Origin of the sequence: Photorhabdus kleinii, from assembly GCF_025384885.1 — a bacterium.
Taxonomy (GTDB): Bacteria; Pseudomonadota; Gammaproteobacteria; order Enterobacterales; family Enterobacteriaceae; genus Photorhabdus; species Photorhabdus kayaii.
Genome location: NZ_JAJAFY010000100.1, coordinates 1 through 4,938, shown reverse-complemented (window position 1 = coordinate 4,938; position 4,938 = coordinate 1). Strand labels below are relative to the sequence as shown.

Annotated in this window: 8 protein-coding genes; all 8 read left to right on the top strand. The window is 42.3% G+C overall.

What is annotated here, in order from left to right; genetic code table 11:
- On the top strand, nt 1-243 hold a 243-nt coding region (locus tag LG003_RS22530), incomplete at its 5' end, for a phage tail sheath C-terminal domain-containing protein (protein WP_315903402.1).
- A 9-nt stretch (nt 244-252) separates the two neighbouring features.
- Nucleotides 253-621, top strand: coding sequence for a phage tail tube protein (locus tag LG003_RS22525; protein ID WP_112879688.1), 369 nt, complete (start codon nt 253-255; stop codon nt 619-621).
- Nucleotides 622-635: 14 nt separating this feature from the next.
- Nucleotides 636-929, top strand: coding sequence for a phage tail assembly protein (locus LG003_RS22520; protein ID WP_262981702.1), 294 nt, complete (start codon nt 636-638; stop codon nt 927-929).
- 114 nt (nt 930-1,043) lie between these two features.
- Nucleotides 1,044-2,939 carry a hypothetical protein gene (locus LG003_RS22515; protein ID WP_262981701.1) on the top strand — a complete coding sequence of 632 codons (1,896 nt, stop codon included), beginning with the start codon at nt 1,044-1,046 and terminating at the stop codon, nt 2,937-2,939.
- 105 nt (nt 2,940-3,044) lie between these two features.
- Entirely contained in the window at nt 3,045-3,494 is a 450-nt protein-coding gene (locus tag LG003_RS22510) for a hypothetical protein (protein WP_262981700.1), read from the top strand.
- Between the two features lie 130 nt (nt 3,495-3,624).
- Nucleotides 3,625-3,987 carry a hypothetical protein gene (locus tag LG003_RS22505; RefSeq protein ID WP_262981699.1) on the top strand — a complete coding sequence of 121 codons (363 nt, stop codon included), beginning with the start codon at nt 3,625-3,627 and terminating at the stop codon, nt 3,985-3,987.
- A gap of 2 nt (nt 3,988-3,989) precedes the next feature.
- Complete coding sequence (locus LG003_RS22500; RefSeq protein WP_088374853.1) at nt 3,990-4,289, top strand: hypothetical protein; 300 nt, start codon at nt 3,990-3,992, stop codon at nt 4,287-4,289.
- A 53-nt stretch (nt 4,290-4,342) separates the two neighbouring features.
- Nucleotides 4,343-4,938, top strand: a 596-nt coding sequence (locus LG003_RS22495) for a DNA circularization N-terminal domain-containing protein (RefSeq protein WP_390894164.1), incomplete at its 3' end; no start/stop codon positions are given.

The window sequence follows — 4,938 nt, the reverse complement described above, 5'->3', positions numbered from 1 at the left end:
CGCTTTGCGCCCGGCTCGGCAATTGTGACACCCAACATTATCCGCGCTGAGTTAATCGCCCAGTATAAGGCACTGGAATACAACGGTTATGTTCAGGATTCAAAAAGCTTTGCAGATGGGCTGATTGTTGAAGTCAATGCGCAGAATCCGAACCGGGTAGATGTGTTATGGACGGGGACACTCATCAATCAGTTGCGTGTCTTTGCACTGCTCAATCAGTTCCGCTTACAACCGGCCGCATAAGAGGTAAACATGGGTAATACATCAAACAGACTCGCGGGTACCGCTTATGTCACCGTTGACGGCATTCGAATAATGGTCGCAGGGGATTTCACCTGGAGTCCCTCAACAGTCACCCGTGAAACCTTAACGGGCATGGACTACGTACACGGCTACAAAGAGAAACCGCAAGCGGGCTTTATCTCGTGCAAGGTTCGTGACAGTGGCGGGACCACGGTAGCGGATTTCAATGACCAGACTAACGTCACAATCGTTGCTGAAATTGCGAACGGTAAAACGATCATCGGTGAAGGCATGTGGACCGTCAACACACAAGAAGTTAACAGCGAAGATGCGACTTTTGAGGTGCGCTGGGAAGGCACCTCGGTAACAGAAAATTAATTTGGAGAATCAGTATGTTAGAAAAAACCAAAACTATCGTTTTAAGCACCCCGATTGAGAGTAACGACGGCAAAGTCCGCTACGAGCAGATCGACCTGAAAGAACCGGTATTGATTCAGGTTGAGCAGTTTTATGAAGCACAGAACAAATCAAATCATTCAATTGCCGCTATGCGTCTGTTGATTTCATTGGTTTCAGAAATCCCCGAGCCAGTACTGAAAAAAATGTCTATTAGTGACTTCTTGCAATGTCAGGAGTTTATTTTAGGTTTTTTGGACTCGAAGCGCTCAATAGCTGGCAGCAATTAGCCGCTGACGTCACATTTTATTATAAGTGGGGGCCGCGTGATACGTGGCTTCTGACAAGATCACGTCTTGAATGGTGGGCTGAACAAGCCAATCGGATGAATAAGGAGCGGTCCAATGGCTAATGCTTTTGATTTTGAATTAAATGCTGATGAGAATGTCACGAAAGTTATCGATGAAATCAATGAAAAGCTGAATGGTCTCAATCCCAACCTGGCAAAAACCAGAGAGGGGCTGAAATTTGGTGGTTCTGAGTCGACGGATGGCGTAAATGTACTTGGAACAAAGCTACGCGATATGTCACGTTACGCCAAGGATAATGTTCAGCATATCGGTGACATGGTTCCACCGCTTAAGAACTTTGGTGAGCTTGCGGCCAAATACGGCGGGATAGGGGCTAAATTAGGTGGCGTGGGGCTTATGGCATATGGCGCAACAAAAGCCTTCAACGCAATGAAAGAGGCGGGAAAAAATGCCTATAACATAGATGTAGGTGCTAAAAACTCTGCAATGAGTACCGAGAATTTCACTAGATTGGCTGGCACTATGCGGATACTGGGTGCAAGTGCGGATGATGCTTTTCACTCTGTAGAGGGGTTATATAAAGCTTTCAACGAACCATTACAGGTTAGAAATGCAAATCAATTAGCTCAATTGAATGGTATGGGGGTACATATCTATGAAAATAAAGATGGCACAGCAGATGTGTATAAAACCATTCAAGAATTGGCTAAAGAGTTTCCTAAATATTCCTCAGATAAGCAAAAGACAATTGCGGATTTTCTTGGGCTTGATGAACATACGTTGGCCCTATTGAGGGATGGCGCCAAACTTAAAGAGCTATTAGCTAAATCTGATGAGTTCGGCTTGACAGTTCCAGACAGTCTGAACCAGCAATTAACTAAAGTTAATTCCCAGTTGAATGAAATATCAGCAAAATGGGAGGGTAATACGGAAAAATGGAAAAATCAGTTTTGGCTTTCAGATCCAGGGCAAACAGTACTTACAGTTTTGGATAAAACAGTGACAGATGGGGTTACATCTGGCTTTTCATTATTTAATTTTAATGCTGGAGGTAAACAAAGGGAGCTTTTGGAAAAAGCGCAAAAAGATGAAAAATTCAAAGACACTCTAACATGGAAGGAATCATTAGATTTAAAGCTTACATATGCATCCGAAGACCTTATTAAAAAATTAAATGCGTACTATTTCCCAAATTACAAAGAAAAATCTATTGGCGACAAAGTACCTGATCCATCTAGGGTTGCTGAACCGCCGAAAATAGAACCTCCTAAGTATCCCGATCCTTACGGAAAACCAGTGAAAGACTCATTCGGTTTGAGAATTAAAAATCCGGGAAATGTACGCGACGCACCTAATGGGATAGGGTATGTGCAAGGGAAAAGTGGAACATTTGTTAAGTTTGGTAATGATCACGATGGCCTCTCTGCATTAGCTCGTCAGTTAATGCTGAACGGCGACAGGGGAAAGAATACCGTTAATAGCACAATCAGCACCCATGCGCCGCCAGGAGGCATAGATAGAAATAATACTCAGGCATATATTAACTTTGTTTCAAAAGAGACGGGCTTTCTTCCTAATCAACAGTTAGATATGCATGACCCTAAAGTACTTGAAAATCTGATGGTGGCGATGATCAAACAAGAAAATCACGGCCAACAACCGTTTAGCCAAAAACAGATCACGGACGCAATAACTGCTGCTATCTTTGACCCGAAATGGCAGGGTTTGCGTGACAGATATTATCTAGGCCATCAGCGCATGATGAATCAATCCGCACCGCTTGAATCTGATAAAAGTCCCCCTTCTATCTTTGCAAATCAAGCAAATAATAGCGAGCTTGCTCAGAACATAGCTGATGCCATCCAGTCAACGATTGGTGAAAACAAACTCCAGGTAGAAATCACGATTGTCAGCAATAAGACTGGGGAACGGCAGCAATTTAATGCAAAAACTGGGGGTAGAGTAACAACATCTATGCAGTATCCTTGAAAACATTTTATTTCCCATTCTTCAATGTAATTATTATCATATTTTGAATAGGGTTATGAATGGGTGACATACGGACGTGGATAACTGAATAGGTAATGTATAAATATGACTGAGATTTGGATTGTCCTTATAGTATTCATAGTCTCGCTAATGATTGTGCGCTCTTCAAAGTCAACATGGTACAGATCGATAGCTACCGTAATAGCTTCGTTGATTGGTGGGGTTGGAATTTTAGCGTTGGTTGTTTTCGTGTTTTTTAGTTCCAGTTCTGATTGTAATTCTAATACTGGTGGTTTTTACGAGAATAATGGCGTGCTTTGTCATGACAAAGAAAAAATTTCAACGTTAACAGGTAAAAGCGATGGAAAAATTACACCTATCACCAAGTTTGTCATTCTAGATAAAGACAAAGCTATTGTTTACCCCCAAAGGGAAGATGCTCACATAATTTTGGCCGTAGATGGTAAATTCAAAATATATTCTTATGATATATATAAGACAGTAATCAATCTGGAAAAACGATATGGATCAGGAGCCGGCACGGGATCACAGTAAGTTCCACATATGAATGGAAAACAGCTGGAAGTACTAACCCCAAGCCAGGGATGGCTTACTGTAAATAAATTCAGTTATGTTCTTTTATTAGTCAATGGTTTAATGTATAGCTATGACTGAGGTAATGAATATGATGCAACAATACAAAAGTGAAGCGGAGCTGTTGGAAGCATTAAAAGCAATAACACCGGATATGTTTGCTGATTTTTTGAATGAGAAGCTAAAATCATCGATAACTTGTGCTATTTGTCATCAAACAGACATTGCTATCCCTCAGACTGAACCTATTATCGTGCCAGAAGAAGGTGAGGATGTAGAACAATCATTACCCTCTTTTCTTGTGCCTATTAAGATCAATCATGTTGGAATGAGACCGCAAGTAGACCCCGATAACTACCATTTCAGGATAGTATGCATAAACTGTGGGTACGAATTTTTCTTCTCAGCCCGTGTAGTCACAGAGTGGGCGAATAAAAAGCAAGGGGAAAAATAGATATGCTTATTATTAGAAAGGAGTCAAATGTAGTTTATACTAATCGGTGGAATGCGTTATCGCGAAAAAATGCTGGTTATGATGGCGGCGGTGGGGGTGATGACATGTTAGAGAGAATAAAAAAACTGGAAGATGATGTATCCGCGCTAAAAACTGATGTTGCTGTGATAAAGTCTAACTACGCAACAAAGGCTGATGTAGTAAGTTCAGCGAATAAAATAATTTTATGGGTTGTTGGGGCGGTTGTCTTCTCTCAGTTTCTCCCTGCAATACCAAAGCTCATTGAAGTATTCACAAAATAAACCCGTCCAGTACGGGTTTTTTCATATCTAGGCCGCTTAACTGCGGTTTTTTTGTGTCTAAAGTAACCACAGGTGGTGATATGCCATTGATTAAAGACGCCATTTCATCATTTTTGGGGAAAGATCAGGGATGGAAGTGGTCTGAACATCTACACCCGGCATCATTTCGGGGTGTACCCTTTGCCGTGGTTTCAGGTGAAAGCGTTTTCGGCAGACGGCAGGCTGTGCATGAATATCCTTATCGTGATACGGCGTGGATTGAAGACCTTGGGCGCAGTAGCCGAAAAATCACCTTGCGCGGCTTTATTATTCAAGACAGTAAAGTTTATTCCGCGCCGGATGTAATCACTCAACGTAATAATTTGGTTGCGGCGTGTGAGGAAGGGGTTAGGGGTACTCTGATCCACCCTACACTTGGAGAACTGACAGTCAGCGTCACTGAATCTGGCTTACGTGTAAATGAAAGTGCGGATAATGGCCGGGTGTTTGAGTTCACGCTTACAGTGATTGAATCTGGACTGAAAGTCTTTGCTGTCACAAATAGCACGGCGGCAGACAGTAAAGTGAATGCCAATTGGCTCAGAACGGCCACAACGACGGCCGCAAAATTTATCTCGATGGTGAAAGGAGAGATCCGCACTGTCACCCA

Coding starts and splice junctions, on each gene's coding strand:
- LG003_RS22525 (WP_112879688.1), top strand. CDS start 253: ATGGGTAATACATCAAACAGACTCGCGGGTACCGCTTATGTCACCGTT.
- LG003_RS22520 (WP_262981702.1), top strand. CDS start 636: ATGTTAGAAAAAACCAAAACTATCGTTTTAAGCACCCCGATTGAGAGT.
- LG003_RS22515 (WP_262981701.1), top strand. CDS start 1,044: ATGGCTAATGCTTTTGATTTTGAATTAAATGCTGATGAGAATGTCACG.
- LG003_RS22510 (WP_262981700.1), top strand. CDS start 3,045: ATGACTGAGATTTGGATTGTCCTTATAGTATTCATAGTCTCGCTAATG.
- LG003_RS22505 (WP_262981699.1), top strand. CDS start 3,625: ATGATGCAACAATACAAAAGTGAAGCGGAGCTGTTGGAAGCATTAAAA.
- LG003_RS22500 (WP_088374853.1), top strand. CDS start 3,990: ATGCTTATTATTAGAAAGGAGTCAAATGTAGTTTATACTAATCGGTGG.